This is a genomic window from Bradyrhizobium sp. PRIMUS42 (assembly GCF_023006515.1).
GTDB lineage: Bacteria > Pseudomonadota > Alphaproteobacteria > Rhizobiales > Xanthobacteraceae > Bradyrhizobium.
The window spans coordinates 1-2,350 of sequence record NZ_JALBGZ010000870.1 but is presented as its reverse complement, the minus strand read 5'-3'; the positions used below and the strand labels follow the sequence as shown (position 1 = coordinate 2,350).

2 protein-coding genes are annotated in these 2,350 nt (G+C 65.7%); one reads left to right on the top strand and one right to left on the bottom strand.

Annotated features, from left to right (window positions below):
* Window positions 1-967 (top strand): glutamate synthase subunit beta (locus MOV75_RS34955; RefSeq protein ID WP_247007620.1); only part of this gene is annotated, 967 nt, incomplete at its 5' end.
* 164 nt (window positions 968-1,131) lie between these two features.
* Here the strand turns inward: MOV75_RS34955 and MOV75_RS34950 are convergent.
* A partial coding sequence (locus tag MOV75_RS34950; protein ID WP_247007619.1) for an outer membrane beta-barrel protein occupies window positions 1,132-2,350 on the bottom strand: 1,219 nt, incomplete at its 5' end.

Genomic DNA, 2,350 nt, shown 5'->3' with positions numbered 1-2,350 from the left:
GGCCGGCATGGCCTGCGCGCAGCAGCTCGCGCGCGCGGGCCACGACGTGCATCTGTTCGAGAAGTTCGCCAAGGCCGGCGGCCTGCTGCGCTACGGCATCCCCGACTTCAAGATGGAGAAGGGCATCATCGACCGCCGCGTCACGCAGATGGAAGGCGAAGGTGTCACCTTCCACTACAACAGCCATGTCGGCGCTGACGGCAACGTCGATCCGCGCGAGATGCTCAACGAGTACGACGCCGTGGCGCTGACCGGCGGCGCGGAAGCCCCGCGCGACCTGCCGATCCCCGGCCGCGAGCTGTCAGGCATCCACTACGCCATGGACTTCCTGCCGCAGCAGAACCGCCGCGTCTCCAGCGAGCCCCTGAACGGCGTCCAGGAGATTTTGGCCGGCGGCAAGCATGTCGTCGTTATCGGCGGCGGCGATACCGGATCCGACTGCATCGGCACGTCGCTGCGCCAGGGCGCGCTGTCGGTGACCCAGCTCGAGATCATGCCCGCCCCGCCCGAGCGCGAGAACAAGGGCCTGACCTGGCCGAACTGGCCCTTGAAGATGCGGACCTCCTCCAGCCAGGCCGAAGGTGCGGTGCGCGAGTACGCCGTGCTGACGCAGAAGTTTTCCGGCGAGAACGGAAAGGTCAAGAAGCTGCACTGCGTGCACGTCGACGACAAGTTCAAGCCGATTGCCGGCACCGAGTTCGAGCTCGACGCCGAGCTCGTCCTGCTCGCCATGGGCTTCGTGCATCCCGTGCACGAGGGCCTCTTGAAGCTGCTCTCGGTCGAGCTCGACCCCCGCGGCAACGTCAAGGCCAACACCCTAGACTACCAGACCTCGCGCCCCAACGTGTTCACCGCCGGCGACATGCGGCGCGGGCAATCGCTGGTGGTGTGGGCCATCCGCGAAGGGCGGCTGTGCGCAAGGTCGATCGATACGTTCCTGATGGGGAAGACGGATCTGCCGCGGTAGGCTCTGTCATTCCGGGGCGCGCCACTTGGCGCGAGCCCGGAATCCATCTTGCCCCAACGCTCGTGGATGAATGGATTCCGGGCTCGCGCTTCGCGCGCCCCGGAATGACTGCAGAAAGGGCCCCGCCTTGTCGCACGGAATTCGCGCGGCGGCAGGCTCGCCCCTCAATTCTGCAGCCTCACCCCGACCATCACCACCGTCCCCTGCGAGCTCGAGCCCGCCTGGTTCGAATCCAGGATGTCATGCCGCAGCGTGCCCTTGACCCAGATGTTGCGGTTGAGCTTGTAGATCAGGTTGCTTTCGAACGAGTAGGTCTTGTCGTTGCGGTTCTGGCCCTGGTAGTCGAGCGTGCCGTAGGTGAACTTGCCGACGGCGGTGAGCCAGCGGCGGAAGTCGTGGTCGACTTCGGCCGAATAGGTGCGCACCAGGACGCCTGAGGAGCCGGGGATGGTGGTCTCGGCGATCTGTGTGTCGGTGAAGAATTTCACCGTGGTGAGGCCGCTCGCGTTCCAGATCAGCGAGCCCGAGGTCAAGAACCCTGCAAGCTGGCTGAGGCGCGGATCGGTATAGTTGCGGGCGGAATAGCCGACCGAGATTTCGCCGGTGAGGATGCGCGAGAACTCGAAGGACGAGCCGACCTTGGCGTAGCCGCCGTTCGAATCGCGGAAGTAGCCGTTGCGGTCGGCGGCCAAATCGTGGACGCGGGTGTCGCCCTGGATCTCGACGAACGGCTTCAGGCCGGGCTTGAGGTCGTAAGAGAAGCGTCCGATGCCGCCATACTGGTTGAAGTCGCGATCGTTGTTGCTGAACGTCGACCCGTCGGTGAGCTTGGAGTCCGTGTAGGCGGTGCGATCGACGGTGGCGCCGGCGGCGACCTGGAAGCGATTGAAGGTCTGATCGAAGCCGACGGTGGTGCCGTAAGCGGCGTAGACGGGATATTTCTGCAGGCCGGCCTGCACGTTCGGGCTGCCGGGATTGTCAGTGGCGAGCCGCAGGCGCAGCTGCGAGGTCAGCTTGAGATCGCGGTCGACGTCGATGCGGCCATCGACATGTCCGTTGAAATCCGGGCGGTCGATCTCGACCGGCGATGGCGAGGCAAAACCGCCGATCGTTGCCGGCATGTTGTTGGTGTAACCGGAGAACGAGCCGCGCAGGTCAGCGACCAGCGCGTGGCGCTCCCAGTCGGACATCACCACGAGATCGGGCGCGACGACGTAGACCGGCGATCCCACCGGCTTGTTCAGACGCGCAGGATTGGTGTCGTAGCCAGCGGAGAGCTCGAGCCCGCCCTTGATCAGGAAGCTGCCGGCATAGTCGCCGACGGCTCCGAAGGCATCGTCATCCGCCTTGAGGCGGCGGCGCTGCGGCTGGCCGGGCACGGTG